This is a genomic window from Pseudomonas sp. ADAK18 (assembly GCF_012935695.1).
In the GTDB taxonomy this organism is placed as follows: domain Bacteria; phylum Pseudomonadota; class Gammaproteobacteria; order Pseudomonadales; family Pseudomonadaceae; genus Aquipseudomonas.
Genome location: NZ_CP052859.1, coordinates 6,249,021 through 6,261,156 on the forward strand (window position 1 = coordinate 6,249,021; position 12,136 = coordinate 6,261,156).

Annotated in this window: 11 protein-coding genes and 1 riboswitch; of the genes, 6 read left to right on the forward strand and 5 right to left on the reverse strand. The window is 60.6% G+C overall.

The genetic code is table 11. The annotated features are described in order from the left end of the window. Nucleotides 1–37 precede the first annotated feature (37 nt). The 3 genes from HKK55_RS28170 to HKK55_RS28180 all read right to left on the reverse strand — a co-directional run bounded on the left by HKK55_RS28170 (nucleotide 38) and on the right by HKK55_RS28180 (nucleotide 2,480). Entirely contained in the window at nucleotides 38–850 is an 813-nt protein-coding gene (locus HKK55_RS28170) for an aldo/keto reductase (protein ID WP_169357576.1), read from the reverse strand. Continuing rightward, a complete protein-coding gene (locus HKK55_RS28175; protein ID WP_169357577.1) occupies nucleotides 847–2,022 on the reverse strand; it encodes an FAD-binding oxidoreductase in 1,176 nt (391 codons plus the stop codon). Before HKK55_RS28175 ends, HKK55_RS28170 begins: the two co-directional genes overlap by 4 nt. A gap of 122 nt (nucleotides 2,023–2,144) precedes the next feature. After that, the gene (locus tag HKK55_RS28180) at nucleotides 2,145–2,480 is read right to left on the reverse strand and encodes a multidrug efflux SMR transporter (protein ID WP_048727637.1); all 336 of its coding nucleotides are present in this window, start codon (nucleotides 2,478–2,480) and stop codon (nucleotides 2,145–2,147) included. A 102-nt stretch (nucleotides 2,481–2,582) separates the two neighbouring features. Here HKK55_RS28180 and HKK55_RS28185 point away from each other — a divergent pair, with 102 nt between their 5' ends. Both HKK55_RS28185 and waaA read left to right on the forward strand, forming a co-directional pair. Next, nucleotides 2,583–3,473, forward strand: a complete 891-nt coding sequence (locus HKK55_RS28185; protein WP_169357578.1) for a LysR family transcriptional regulator — start codon at nucleotides 2,583–2,585, stop codon at nucleotides 3,471–3,473. A gap of 23 nt (nucleotides 3,474–3,496) precedes the next feature. Then, on the forward strand, nucleotides 3,497–4,774 hold the full coding sequence (gene waaA / locus HKK55_RS28190) for a lipid IV(A) 3-deoxy-D-manno-octulosonic acid transferase (RefSeq protein ID WP_169357579.1): 1,278 nt from the start codon (nucleotides 3,497–3,499) through the stop codon (nucleotides 4,772–4,774). Between the two features lie 99 nt (nucleotides 4,775–4,873). Here waaA and HKK55_RS28195 read toward each other — a convergent pair whose 3' ends face one another. Continuing rightward, nucleotides 4,874–6,313 (reverse strand): TolC family outer membrane protein, encoded by a 1,440-nt coding sequence (locus tag HKK55_RS28195; RefSeq protein ID WP_169357580.1) that lies wholly within the window; start codon nucleotides 6,311–6,313, stop codon nucleotides 4,874–4,876. Between the two features lie 197 nt (nucleotides 6,314–6,510). Continuing rightward, nucleotides 6,511–6,616: riboswitch (TPP riboswitch) on the forward strand. 149 nt (nucleotides 6,617–6,765) lie between these two features. Between HKK55_RS28195 and thiC the strand changes: the two genes are divergently transcribed. Beyond that, nucleotides 6,766–8,670 (forward strand): phosphomethylpyrimidine synthase ThiC, encoded by a 1,905-nt coding sequence (gene thiC, locus HKK55_RS28200; protein ID WP_169357581.1) that lies wholly within the window; start codon nucleotides 6,766–6,768, stop codon nucleotides 8,668–8,670. A 121-nt stretch (nucleotides 8,671–8,791) separates the two neighbouring features. Next, complete coding sequence (cytX, locus tag HKK55_RS28205; RefSeq protein ID WP_169357582.1) at nucleotides 8,792–10,081, forward strand: putative hydroxymethylpyrimidine transporter CytX; 1,290 nt, start codon at nucleotides 8,792–8,794, stop codon at nucleotides 10,079–10,081. On the opposite strand, the gene HKK55_RS28210 is transcribed toward cytX, so the two are convergent. Continuing rightward, nucleotides 10,050–10,796, reverse strand: coding sequence for an RsiV family protein (locus tag HKK55_RS28210; protein ID WP_169357583.1), 747 nt, complete (start codon nucleotides 10,794–10,796; stop codon nucleotides 10,050–10,052). The two genes, cytX and HKK55_RS28210, sit on opposite strands and share 32 nt — an antisense overlap. A gap of 224 nt (nucleotides 10,797–11,020) precedes the next feature. On the opposite strand from HKK55_RS28210, the gene HKK55_RS28215 reads away from it, so the two are divergent. Together HKK55_RS28215 and HKK55_RS28220 are read left to right on the forward strand one after the other, a co-directional pair. Then, a complete protein-coding gene (locus tag HKK55_RS28215; protein WP_169357584.1) occupies nucleotides 11,021–11,638 on the forward strand; it encodes an NUDIX domain-containing protein in 618 nt (205 codons plus the stop codon). Next, complete coding sequence (locus HKK55_RS28220; RefSeq protein WP_169357585.1) at nucleotides 11,629–12,078, forward strand: DUF1249 domain-containing protein; 450 nt, start codon at nucleotides 11,629–11,631, stop codon at nucleotides 12,076–12,078. Before HKK55_RS28215 ends, HKK55_RS28220 begins: the two co-directional genes overlap by 10 nt. Nucleotides 12,079–12,136 lie beyond the last annotated feature (58 nt).

Consider the following 12,136-nt stretch of genomic DNA (forward strand, 5'->3'; position numbering starts at 1 on the left):
GCTCCTTCTTGCGTCGGGGTCGGCCGCGTCGGCGGCATCAGAGTTGGCGAATGACCTGGGCAGCGGTCGCCACGTTATGGGCGAGGTGCAGCGGATTAATGGTCCCGACAATAGCACTGGCAACGCCGGTTTGCGCAAACAACAACATGAAACTGGCATGAATTGGATCCATTCCAGCTTCCAAGCACACGTGACCACTGGCCAGGGCCTTTTTCACCAGAATGCCTTTGCCATGGGCAGCGGCATAATCGATCACGGCTTTCTCGGCCTGTTCGTTCAGATTGTAGGTCACCATGGCACAATCACCCCGTTCCAGAGCCTTCACGCCGCCTTCGACAGTTTTGCCGGAGAAGCCATAACCGCGAATCTTGCCCTCGCGCTTGAGGTCCTCCAGGGTCTGGTAGACCTCGCAGTCATTGAGGATGCGCAGGTCGTTGCCGTCGGAGTGCACCAGCACCAGATCGATAAAATCCGTTTCCAATCGTTGCAGGCTGCGTTCCACCGAAAACCGGGTGTGGGCAGCACTGAAATCGTGGTGGGACACGCCATTGACGAACTCTTCGCCGACCTTGCTGACAATCACCCAATCCTGGCGCTGGCCACGCAACAGCGGGCCCAGGCGTTCTTCGCTATGGCCATAGGCGGGGGCGGTGTCGATCAGGTTGATGCCCAGGTCGCGGGCCTGGCGCAAGAGCATCCGCGCTTCGTCGTCTCCCGGAATCTGGAAGCCGTTGGGGTATTTCACCCCTTGGTCACGGCCCAGCTTGACGGTGCCCAGTCCCAGCGGCGAGACCAGCAGGCCGGTGCTGCCCAAGGGGCGATGTAGGTCATGCAGGGTCGGCAGGCTCATGGCAGCAGTTGCTCCCAGGCGGGTTGGGCGAGGGGCGGCTTTGGCAGTTCAGGCAGCTTTTCAGTGGTGGATGGCTTGATGCCGTCACGTTCCAGTGCATTGATCACTCGATCGGCGAAGTCGGGTGCCAAGGCCAGCTTGGTCGGCCAGCCCACCAGCAGGCGATCCTGTTCGGCGAGGAAGGCGTTGTCCGGGCGGGTCAGGCCTGATTGCAGCGGTTCGGCGCGATCCACTCGCAGGGTGGCCCACTGTGTCTGGCTCATATCGATCCACGGCAGCAGTTGCGCCAGTTCCTTTTGCGCAGTGGCAATCTGTTCTGCTGGCGTGCGGGCGACACCTTCGGCTTCGGCAATATCGCCTCCCAGGTACCAGACCCAATTGCCGTCGGCTGCCGGGTGAGTGGTGACGGTGATGCGAGGCTTGGTGCCGCCGCCCAGGCAGTGGGCATACAGCGGCTTCAGGCCGGGGCCTTTGGCGATGATCATGTGCAGTGGGCGACGCTGCATGGCGGGCTGGCTCAGGCCCAATGCGGTCAGCAGATCAGCCGTCCCGGCGCCGGCGCTGAGGACGATGCGCTGGGCGCGAATCTCGCGGCCATCGACCTTCAGTCCCGCCAGTGTGCCGTCTTCCAGCAGCGGTTCAATCTGTTGCCCGGCGAGCAAACCATCACCGGCCAATTCTGCCAGGCGTTTGATCAGACTCGGCACATCCACCACCAGTTCGGCCAGGCGATAGACCTTGCCCTTGAAGCGGCGGTCTTGCAGGGCGGGCGGCAGGTCGTCGCCCTTGACCTGATCCACCCGGCCACGCACGGCCTTGCTGGCGAAAAAGCTGGTGAGGTTGCCGGCCAGGGTGCCCGGGGACCATAAATAGTGGGCCTGGGACAGCAGGCGCACGCCGGACAGGTCCAGTTCGCCGCTGCCGGCCAAGGCCTCGCGCCAGCGGCGGGGCATGTCGGCAATGGCTTCGGAGGCGCCGGTCAGGGCGCCGTGCAGGGCATATTTTGCACCGCCGTGAATGATCCCTTGGGACTTCACGCTTTGCCCGCCGCCCAGCGAGGCACTTTCCACCAGCACCGTGGAAAACCCCTGGCTGCGCAGGCGCGCATTGAGCCAGAGGCCGGCAACCCCGGCGCCGACTATCAGAACGTCGGTGGAAATAACGGATGGCATGCGGCGACCTCAGTGTTCAAGACAAGCTGCCAAGTATACAGGCTCATGCCATGTGCACTGTAGGCGCTGTCGAGTGAAACGAGGCTGCGAATTCTGGACTCCCTTGAGTGTTGAGCGAACGGTCAATGCCCAGCGGTTTTCGAAAACAACTGAATCACTACCACCCCCAACACAATCAAGCCCATCCCGAGCATCGCGGGGATATCGAGTTTCTGCCCATAGATAAACAGTGCAGCAATGCTGACCATGACAATCCCCATCCCGGCCCAGACGGCATAAGCCACGCCCACTGGCACGGTACGTACCACCAGGGTCAGCATCCAGAAGGCCACGCTGTAGCCGACAATCACCAGTAGCAGGGGGATTGGTGTGCTGAAGCCCTTGATCGCTTTCATGGAAACGGTGGCGATCACTTCCGAGCAAATGGCGATAGCCAGGTAATAGTAAGCAGCGTTCATGGGGTAATCCTCGGTGTAGGGTCGCTTGATAAGGTCGGCATTCTAGAGACTCCACAAATGGGGTAAAGTCATTACCTATCAGAAATAAAGATGGGTTGAGCCATGAGTGTGCAGTGGAGCCTGGAGCAGATGCGTCTGTTTGTCAGCGTCGCCGAGCAGCGTTCGTTTTCGGCAGTGGCGCGGGACCAGCGTAGGGCGCAGTCGGCGGTTAGCAATGGCATCGCCTTGTTGGAAGCAGACCTGGGGCTCAGTCTGTTTGATCGCAGCAGCGGCCGTCAGCCACGCCTGACCGAAGCCGGAATGGTATTGCTGGAGGAGGCGCGGGAAGTCTTGCGTCAGTGCGAGCGCCTCAACGGTCGTGCCATGTCGCTGATGCGCGGCGAAGAGGCGTGCCTGCGCCTGGCGCAGGATGAGGCGATGCTCTATCAGCCGGTACTCGACAGCCTTGAAGCCCTGGCGGGGAAATTCCCCAGCCTGGAAGTGCAGCTGTCCAGCGCGGCCCAAGGAGACGTGGCGCGCAAATTGGTGGAGCGCCAGGCGGACCTGGGCCTGTTGTTCTACCACGACCAGATCCCCGAAGCCCTGGAGCGGCGGGTGGTGGGCAGTGTGGAAATGGTCACGGTGTGCGGCGTCGGGCATCCACTGGCAACGGGGAAACACGTGCTTTGCCAGCATCTGGCGCAGTTTCGGCAATTGCTAATGTCCACCCAAACCAGCGTGTATCCCGGCAGCGAAGCCGCCAGCCCGCAGGTGTGGCGTGCCGACAGCTTCTATGTGCTGGCCGAATGGCTCTCGCGGGGATTGGGCTGGGCCTGGTTGCCGCGACACGTGGTGCAGTACCCGACGTATCAGGGCCAGATGGTCGAACTGGACAGCGAATGGACTCCGCCGGCGCTGGTAGTGGAGATGGTATGGCGTCGTGATGAGCCCTTGGGCCCGGCCGCCCGCTTCCTGGCCGAACGTTTTGCCGAGTGCTTGCAGGCGATCGACTGAAAAAGCCGATAAACTCCGCCGCCATGAATAGAACTCTCTACAGCTGTCTGTTTTACCTGGCGCTGCCGTTGGTGGCTTTACGTCTATGGCTGCGGGCCCGCAAGGCACCGGCTTATGCCACGCGCGTCAGCGAGCGCTTTTCCTACGGACTGCCGGTGATGCAGCCCGGCGGAATCTGGGTGCACGCCGTGTCGGTGGGGGAAAGCATCGCCGCCGCGCCGATGATCCGCAGCCTGTTGCAACGTTATCCACAGCTGCCGATCACCGTCACCTGCATGACGCCCACCGGTTCCGAGCGGATCCAGGCGTTGTTCGCCAATGAGCCGCGGATCCAGCATTGCTATCTGCCCTATGACTTGCCCTGCGCTGCTGCGCGGTTTCTCGATAAGGTCCAGCCGAAGCTGGCGGTGATCATGGAAACCGAGCTGTGGCCCAACCACATCCATCAGTGCGCCAAGCGCGGGATTCCGGTGGCACTGGCCAACGCGCGACTGTCAGCGCGTTCGGCGAAGGGTTACGGACGTTTCGCTAAACTGACCGCGCCGATGTTGTCGGAAATGAGCCTGTTCGCTGTGCAGACCGAAACCGAGGCCGAGCGTTTTCGCAGCCTGGGTGCGCGACCGGAAACCGTCGAAGTCACCGGTTCGATCAAGTTTGACCTGACGATTGATCCTCAGCTTCTGGCGCGTGCAGCCGCCCTGCGCCAGCAATGGCAGGCCAGTGAGCGCCCGGTGTGGATCGCCGCCAGTACCCACGAAGGTGAAGATGAAGTAGTGCTGGCCGCCCATCGCCAGTTGCTCGCCAGTCATCCCGATGCGCTGCTGATTTTGGTGCCGCGTCATCCGGAGCGTTTCAACGCGGTGTTTGAACTGTGTCAGCAGCAAGGGTTTGCCACGGTGCGGCGTTCCAGCGGTGAGCCGGTTGCGGCCGATACTTCGGTATTGCTTGGCGACACCATGGGCGAATTGCTGTTTCTGTATGCCCTGGCCGACAGCGCCTTTGTCGGCGGCAGCCTGGTGCCTACGGGCGGGCATAATTTGTTGGAGCCGGCGGCGCTGGCCAAGCCGGTCATCACCGGCCCGCATTTGTTCAACTTCCTCGAGATCGCCGCGATGATGCGCGAAGTCGGCGCGTTACAGGAAGTGGATGATGCCGAAGGGTTGGCGGTGGCGGTGCAGCGTTTGTTCGAGTTGCCGCAGGATGCGCAGAAGATGGCGCAGGCGGGGCTCAAGGTGATGCAGGCCAATCAGGGAGCGTTGCAGCGGTTGTTGGATGGGTTGGGCAAACTGCTGAACCCCTGACAACACAAAGCCCAATGTGGGAGCGGGCTGCTCGCGAAGGCGGTTGTAGCCGCATTCGCGGGCAAGTCGCACCGCCGCCCCCACATTTTTGTGTTGTGCTTAATAGTTGGGATTAGCCTTCAACTGCTCCGCAGCCGCCTTGGCCAGATCCGGCGGCAGGAAGTCTTTATCCGGGTTGTAATCCGCCTTCAGATACCGCGACAAATCCTGCAAATCCCCCGGGTTCAACGTCCCCGCTGCCTGTTTCAAGCGCAGGTTGTCGAGGATGTAGTCATAGCGACTGTTGTTGTAGTTGCGCACCGAGGTGTACAGCTGACGCTGGGCATCGAGCACGTCGACGATATTACGCGTGCCCACCTGATAGCCGATTTCCGTGGCTTCCACCGCGCTCTGGTTGGAGATGATCGACTGGCGGCGCGCTTGCACCTGCTCCACATCGGTGTTCACCGCGCGGTGCAGGTTGCGGGTATTTTCCACTACCTGGCGGCGCAGGCCTTCGCGTTGCTGCTCGGTCTGATCCAGGCGGGAATAGGATTCGCGCACTTGCGAACTGGTCAGGCCACCGCTGTAGATCGGGATGTTCAGGCGCAGGCCAACGGTGCGTTGCGAAACATCACCACCGTAAGGGACGGGCAGTTGGTTTGGGTTGCTGAAGCCGAGAGCATCATTGTCACCCTTTTCGTACTGCGCCACCGCATCCAGGGTAGGTGCGTGGCCGGCCTTGCGTTGCTTGAGGGTTTCCTCGGCGGCGGTTACCGCATAGTTGCTGGCCAGCAAGTTCAGATTCTGCCGGCCTGCGGTTTCGACCCATGCCTTGGCGTCGTTCGGCGCCGGCGGCAACACCGGCAGGGTGTGCACGATGCCCTGAATCGAGTTGTACTGGCGGTTGGTCAGGGTGATCAGTGCTTCGAAGGCGTCGTCCACCTGGCGCTGGGCCAGGATCCGATTGGCCCGTGCGGTGTCGTAGCTGGCCTGGGATTGCAGCACGTCGGTCTTGTCTGACAGGCCGACATCGAAACGCTCATTGGACTGGTCGAGCTGGCGCTTGAACGCGGCTTCTTCAGCCTTGGTCGACGCCAGATTGTCCTGGGTCCGCAGCACCGTGAAGTAGTTCTCGGCGCTTTGCAGGATCATGTTCTGCTCGGTGGCCGACAGTTGCAGGGCGGCCTGTTCATTGACGGCTTCAGCGGCCTGCAACTGGAACCAACGATCAATGCGGAACAGCGGCTGGCTCAAGGTCGCACGCCAGGAGTGAGCATCGCGATTGGCGGTGGCGGCCGGCTGGTAGATTTGCGTACGCACGTTGTTGCTGTCGGCACCGGCTGACAGGTTCGGCAGTAAACCGGCGCGGGCCTGGGGCACCACCTCTTTCTGCGCGCCGTATTGGGCGCGGGCAGCAGCCAGGTCGGCGTTGTTATCCACGGCTTCCTCGTAGACGCTGACCAGGTCGGTTTTGGTTGTCAGGGGCGCTTCAGCTGCCCAGGCCATTCCATTGGTCGCACAAGACACGGCAAGAGCCAGTGAGAGTTTGCGCAGCATGAGGCGATCCCTAGAGTGAATATTACGACAATAATTTATCGCCCAAGGCTACGGCGAGCGATTCGGAGCGTCAAGGCCTCGGAGCAGTAGCCGAGTGTAGTGGCGGCGTCACGGCACAACAATCCTGTAATTACGCCATTCATCACGCTGAATGCACCGCTATTGGCAATTTGCCTGCTCCATGGTCTAGACTGGCTGCGTTCTTGTCGGGGTGCCTTGCTATGAGGCTGAGATCGGTAAATACCGGATCCCGTTGAACCTGATCAGGTTAGCGCCTGCGTAGGGAACAAGATTTCTCGTCACCCGGCGAGTCCTCTTGTGCTTCGTCCGGGATGTTGTTCGACAATCGAACAGCCCTCGTGCGCCAAGCACAGCACTTATTTCAGTGCGTCCATCCGTCACAGGTTCGCTCCGACAATAAATCCGCCGCCTGGATAGTTGGAGAGCCCGTGATGAGCATCGAATTAAAAAGCCAAAAATCAAAAAACACCGTGCACTTGAGTGAGTCGGCCAAGGTCGACTCTGGTTCCGTGCAGCCGTTTACCCGCTCGCAAAAAATCTACGTCCAGGGCACTCGCCCGGACATTCGTGTGCCGATGCGTGAAGTCAGCCTCGACGTGACCCCGACCGACTTCGGCGGCGAAATCAATGCGCCCGTGGTGGTCTATGACACCTCTGGCCCGTACACCGACCCCAACGTCATCATCGACGTGCGCAAAGGCCTGGGCGATGTGCGTTCGCCGTGGATCGAATCCCGTGGTGATACCGAACGCCTGTCCGGCCTGAGCTCCCACTTCGGCCAACAGCGCCTGAGTGATGCCGAGCTGACAGCCCTGCGTTTCGCCCACGTGAAAAACCCGCGCCGTGCCAAGGCAGGGGCCAATGTCACGCAAATGCATTACGCCCGCCAAGGCATCATTACCGCCGAGATGGAATACGTCGCCATCCGCGAAAACATGAAGCTGGAAGAGGCCCGTGCCGCTGGCCTGCTGGACCAGCAACACGCAGGCCACAGCTTCGGTGCCAGTGTGCCGAAAATCATCACCCCGGAATTTGTGCGCGAAGAAATCGCCCGTGGCCGCGCGATCATTCCGGCGAACATCAACCACACCGAACTGGAACCGATGATCATCGGCCGTAACTTCCTGGTGAAGATCAACGGCAATATCGGCAACAGTGCGCTGGGTTCGTCCATTGAAGAAGAAGTGGCGAAACTGACCTGGGGCATTCGCTGGGGTTCGGACACTGTGATGGACTTGTCCACCGGTAAGCACATCCACGAAACCCGTGAATGGATCATCCGCAACTCGCCAGTGCCGATCGGTACCGTGCCGATTTATCAGGCCCTGGAGAAAGTCGGCGGCGCCGCCGAAGACCTGACCTGGGAGCTGTTCCGCGACACGCTGATCGAACAGGCCGAGCAGGGCGTCGACTACTTCACTATCCACGCCGGCGTGCTGCTGCGCTACGTACCGCTGACCGCCAAGCGTGTCACCGGTATTGTTTCCCGTGGCGGTTCGATCATGGCCAAGTGGTGCCTGGCGCACCACAAAGAGAACTTCACCTACACACATTTCGACGAAATCTGCGAAATCATGAAGGCCTACGACGTCAGCTTCTCCCTCGGGGATGGCTTGCGTCCGGGGTCGATTGCCGACGCCAACGACGCCGCGCAATTCGGTGAGCTGGAAACCCTCGGTGAGCTGACCAAGATCGCCTGGAAGCACGACGTGCAAACCATGATCGAAGGCCCCGGCCACGTGCCGATGCAACTGATCAAAGAGAACATGGACAAGCAGCTGGAGTGCTGCGACGAGGCGCCGTTCTATACCCTTGGCCCGCTGACCACTGACATCGCTCCAGGCTACGACCACATCACCTCCGGCATCGGTGCGGCAATGATCGGCTGGTTCGGTTGCGCCATGCTCTGCTACGTCACGCCCAAGGAGCATCTGGGCTTGCCGAACAAGGATGACGTGAAGACCGGGATCATCACCTACAAGATCGCAGCCCATGCGGCGGACTTGGCGAAGGGGCACCCGGGGGCGCAGATTCGCGACAACGCGTTGAGCAAGGCGCGCTTCGAGTTCCGCTGGGAAGACCAGTTCAACCTGGGCCTGGACCCGGATACCGCGCGTTCCTATCACGATGAAACCTTGCCGAAGGACTCGGCCAAGGTCGCGCATTTCTGCTCCATGTGCGGGCCGAAATTCTGCTCGATGAAGATCACCCAGGAAGTCCGTGAGTACGCGGCCAACCAGCGGATCGAAGCGGTGGATGTGGACGTGGCCAAAGGACTGGCGGAACAGGCGGAGCGGTTCAAGCAGGAAGGTAGTCAGCTTTACAAGAAGGTCTGATCCGGGATTGCGGGTGCCTGTAAGGACCTCTTCGCGAGCAAGTCGAATCGTCGCACCGCCGATTCGACTTGCTCGCGAAAGCAATCTCTCAAACAACAAATGCCCCTCTGAGATAACACCCTTGAGCATTCAACCCAGCACCTATTCCCCAGACATTGCGGTCCCCACCGACAAGCGCGTCTTTGGCGCCCGCGATCTCTTCTCCCTGTGGTTCTCCCTAGGCATCGGCCTGATGGTCCTGCAAACCGGCGCATTATTGGCGCCGGGCTTGGGCTTGTCCGGCTCGTTACTGGCGATTTTCCTCGGCACTCTGGTCGGCGTGCTGCTGCTCGCCGCCGTCGGCGTGATTGGCAGCGACACCGGCCTGTCCTCCATGGCCGCCCTCAAGCTCAGCCTCGGCGCCAAGGGCGCAAGCCTGCCCGCGCTGCTGAACCTGCTGCAACTGATTGGCTGGGGCTCGTTCGAAATCATCGTCATGCGCGATGCCGCCAGCTTGCTGGGCACACGGGCGTTCAACGAAGGCAGTCTGCTGGCCAGCCCGCTGCTTTGGACCTTGTTCTTTGGCGGCCTCGCAACCTTGTTGGCTGTCAGCGGTCCATTGACCTTCGTGCGGCAAATCCTGCGCAAGTGGGGCATCTGGCTGCTGCTCGCCGCCTGCTTGTGGCTAACCTGGAACCTGTTCGCCAAGGCCGATCTGGCCGCCCTCTGGGTCCAGGCCGGTGACGGTTCGATGCCGTTTGCCGTGGGTTTTGATATCGCCATTGCGATGCCGTTGTCCTGGCTGCCGCTGATTGCCGATTACTCACGCTTCGGCAAACGTGCGAAAAGCGTGTTCGGCGGTACCGCACTGGGCTTTTTTATCGGTAACTTCTGGCTGATGAGCCTGGGCGTGGCTTACACCCTGGCGTTCGCGCCGAGCGGTGAAGTGAATGCGCTGCTGCTGGCGTTGGCCGGGGCTGGCCTGGGGATTCCGCTGTTGCTGATTCTGCTGGATGAATCAGAAAATGCCTTCGCCGATATTCACTCGGCTGCGGTGTCCAGCGGGATTCTGTTGCGCTTGAAAGTCGAGCACCTGGCGTTGGCTATCGGTGTGATCTGCACCCTGATCGCTTGCCTGGCACCGCTGGCGCAGTATCAGAACTTCCTGCTGTTGATCGGCTCGGTGTTCGCGCCGCTGTTCGGCGTGGTGTTGGTGGATCACTTTATCCTGCGCCGCCGTGGCCAGGCCGTCGCCGCAAGCCTGCGCTGGCCGGCGTTGCTGGCCTGGCTCGGAGGCGTCAGTACCTATCACCTGTTGGCCAATTTGTACCCGGATATTGGTGCGACCCTGCCGGCACTGGTGCTGGCAGGGCTGCTGCAATTTATCCTGGGCCGGGCCTTCAGTGGCGCGCGGGCACCAGTTCAGGCTTGATCACACCGCTGAGCCGGGCGTAGGGAAGGGTTATTTCGATCAGCCCCAAGGCGTAAGGCGCAATGGTGGTGACGTTGTACTTGAGGACTACCCCGGTGCTGGTCAACGCCACATTCGGGGTTTTCTGGAAAGGCCAGTTCTTCACGAATTCCGGGTCACGGTCCATTTGCGAACTGATCAGCCAGCTGTTGTGGGCCACTTTCGCGGTTCTCCAGAAGGCGTCTTCCTGGCCTGGCAACAGCATGTCGGCCAGGGTCAGCTCTTTGTGCAGCAGGCGTGAATAGTTGATGAAGCCGCGTCCCGGGTCGCCGTGGGCGGTACCGGTGTCCAAATAACTGGATACTTCGATGATCACCAGTCCGTCATGCTGCTCACGTACCTTGGCTTGTAAGTACATGCTGTTGCGATTGGGCGACTCGCGCAAAAACTTTTCCCGATAGGCGCTCAGGCTGGATGGCACGCTGGCGTTGGGCGAGGTACGGGTCATCTGCAACAGGCGTTGTTCCACCACGGTGTCGAGTTGTGGCTCGGCGGGGAAATGCACGGTGTCGATGTTCACCAGTGGGCAGTCCGGGCTGCCGCAGCCAGGCTTGATCTGCTCCGAGGCGTCCGAAGTGCTATCCAAAGGTTTGAGGTAGCTGGGTTGGAACAGACTCTGGCAAGCGCCGAGGGTCAGGGCAATACAAGCCATAGAGGCGATTTTTAAAAGCGACATGTGCGTCCTTCGTGCCTTCTAGAGAAATCGGGAGGAAAGGTGAAAATGTGGAGCTTCGACTACCAACGGGGCCGTCAGTTCGCCACTAAGCTGATTAGAGTGAGTTTGACGTCCGCCGTCCATCCCGGCAACCGGAAAGGGGCTGCATCCTGGGGGCGGAGCGCGTTAGGATGGCGCGATCTCGAGGGCTACCTCGACACCGCCAGGCAATAAACGAGGTTGATATGACGGACACTGCGAAATCGACGCCGAGCAAGATTGAAGTGGTTCAGCGCGAGAATGCCTACAAGGGCTTCTACAAGCTCGATCGGCTGAAGCTGCGCCACGAGAAGTTCGACGGTGGCATGAGCCGAGAGCTCAATCGCGAAGTCTTTGTTCGCCATGATGCGGTGTGCGTGCTGCCTTACGATCCGCAGCGCGATGAAGTGGTACTGATCGAACAGTTTCGTGTCGGCGCCATGGGCCGCACCGACAACCCGTGGCTGATAGAAATGGTTGCGGGCCTGATCGACAAGGATGAACAGCCGGAGGAGGTTGCGCACCGCGAAGCCGAGGAGGAAGCTGGACTGACCTTCTCTGCGTTGTGGCCGATTACCCAATACTTCCCTTCGCCGGGCGGCAGTACCGAGTTTGTTCATCTGTTCCTGGGGCGTTGCGACAGCAGCGGGGCAGGTGGAGTCCATGGACTGGAAGAGGAAGCAGAAGACATTCGCGTCACCGTCTGGGCCTTCGAAGATGCCCTGCAAGCGGTGCGTGATGGAAAAATTTCCAACGCAGCCAGCATTATCGCCCTGCAATGGCTTGCGCTTAATCGCGCGGAAGTGAGGGGGTTATGGCAGTAAAGACACGGGAGCGATATCGGGTGGACCTGATCGGGCTGCAAGCAGCCTGTGAGGCCAACTATGCACGGCTGATGCGGCTGCTGCCGGACATGCGCCACACCCCCGAGGCGCGGCGCATTGCCGTGACCCACGGGGATCAGATGCTCGGCGTGCTGACCCTGGAAGTCATTCTGACCTGCCCGTACACCACGACATTGCGCGTGCGCCAGGAGCATAGTCTGCCGTGGTTGCCGGTGCCGCAGCTGGAGGTTCAGGTGTATCACGACGCGCGCATGGCCGAAGTAGTCAGCGCCGAACATGCGCGACGCTTTCGCAGCATCTATCCTTACCCCAATGTGTTCATGCACCAGCCCGATGAGAAAGCACAGCTCAATGTGTTCCTCGGTGAATGGTTGAGTCACTGCCTGGCCCTGGGCCATGAGTTTGAAGTCGTTCGGTAGATGTGAACTGCGTCTGCTTCCTTAGGTTTCCTCTTTGTGTCCTGCCCCAGCATAATTG

Bases quoted from the DNA above. Each gene is read 5' to 3' on its own strand.
- HKK55_RS28170 (WP_169357576.1), bottom strand. From the start codon at position 850: ATGAGCCTGCCGACCCTGCATGACCTACATCGCCCCTTGGGCAGCACC.
- HKK55_RS28175 (WP_169357577.1), bottom strand. From the start codon at position 2,022: ATGCCATCCGTTATTTCCACCGACGTTCTGATAGTCGGCGCCGGGGTT.
- HKK55_RS28180 (WP_048727637.1), bottom strand. From the start codon at position 2,480: ATGAACGCTGCTTACTATTACCTGGCTATCGCCATTTGCTCGGAAGTG.
- HKK55_RS28185 (WP_169357578.1), top strand. From the start codon at position 2,583: ATGAGTGTGCAGTGGAGCCTGGAGCAGATGCGTCTGTTTGTCAGCGTC.
- waaA (WP_169357579.1), top strand. From the start codon at position 3,497: ATGAATAGAACTCTCTACAGCTGTCTGTTTTACCTGGCGCTGCCGTTG.
- HKK55_RS28195 (WP_169357580.1), bottom strand. From the start codon at position 6,313: ATGCTGCGCAAACTCTCACTGGCTCTTGCCGTGTCTTGTGCGACCAAT.
- thiC (WP_169357581.1), top strand. From the start codon at position 6,766: ATGAGCATCGAATTAAAAAGCCAAAAATCAAAAAACACCGTGCACTTG.
- HKK55_RS28210 (WP_169357583.1), bottom strand. From the start codon at position 10,796: ATGTCGCTTTTAAAAATCGCCTCTATGGCTTGTATTGCCCTGACCCTC.
- HKK55_RS28215 (WP_169357584.1), top strand. From the start codon at position 11,021: ATGACGGACACTGCGAAATCGACGCCGAGCAAGATTGAAGTGGTTCAG.
- HKK55_RS28220 (WP_169357585.1), top strand. From the start codon at position 11,629: ATGGCAGTAAAGACACGGGAGCGATATCGGGTGGACCTGATCGGGCTG.